This window comes from Kitasatospora sp. NPDC057015, from assembly GCF_042673745.1.
Taxonomy (GTDB): domain Bacteria; phylum Actinomycetota; class Actinomycetes; order Streptomycetales; family Streptomycetaceae; genus Kitasatospora.
Map to the genome: position 1 here is coordinate 1 of NZ_JBHUSG010000156.1, position 896 is coordinate 896.

Annotated in this window: 2 protein-coding genes; both read right to left on the reverse strand. The window is 53.6% G+C overall.

What is annotated here, in order from left to right:
* A partial coding sequence (locus ACFTWP_RS41825; protein WP_380270410.1) for a hypothetical protein occupies positions 1 to 469 on the reverse strand: 469 nt, incomplete at its 3' end.
* Positions 470 to 633: 164 nt separating this feature from the next.
* Positions 634 to 896: hypothetical protein (locus tag ACFTWP_RS41830; RefSeq protein WP_380270411.1), on the reverse strand; the 263-nt coding region annotated here is incomplete at its 5' end.

An 896-nucleotide genomic window follows, 5' to 3' on the forward strand; every position in this document is an offset into this window, starting at 1 on the left:
TCAGCACCTTCAACATCGCATATTTTGGCATGAGGCCCTTGAGTGCAAACCACAGATTGACTGCGTCGTAGAGTTCCTGATTGAGTTTTGGAACGGTTTTGCCGTTGGAGGTCGAAGTCCCTCCACCGGTTCCGCCACCCGCTCCTCCGGAAGCCAGTGGAGGAGAGACGAATGGGTTGCTCAACGGCGGCAGCGGCACATTGGCGTGATTAGCACCAATTGCCTGCATCAAGGTCCGCAGCTCATGAGCACAGTGTTCGCCCATTGAGATTGCCCACTGGTGCGATGGATCAGTTTTTTCCGTTGCGAGAAATACAACCTGTACGTCCGTCAGTTCACCACAACACCCGTCGACGGTAACGCCTTCGGCAATCCGTGCGCGAGATATAGGAAGGAAGTCGTACTTGGTCAGATGTTCCTTTCTTTTCTCGTCACCACGGCAGTTCAAAGTAGGGGGTGTCCAAGGCATTTTCGTTCTCTAAATAGAAGGTACCGAGATATTGACCTGAGTGTTCGAGAATAATCTGCCGATGCCCCGCAGGACATCGATATCTTCCGAAAATTAGGGAAATATACCAATCCGTGGCTGCGTATGGGGGCGCGTCACGAAGCACACATGTTGGGGTGTCTGGATCAACATCCGCGGGCTGACCGAGTTTTAAGATCTGGCCAACTTCTGCTAGCGCTGACCGCAAGATTGTGTTCCTCGGCTGCGCGCCACTCTCCAGTCTTGCGATCTACTATCAACATACGTGTGTTGCCGCGCTTCGCGATGAGAGTGAGCCCGATCGAATCCGATTCGCTGTTCGGTTGAAACCCTGATTGATAGGCGACGATCGTCGAGAACGTGTCCGCGACGAGCTGGCGCGCCAACATTCGGGTGTCGTAGTCAAGTT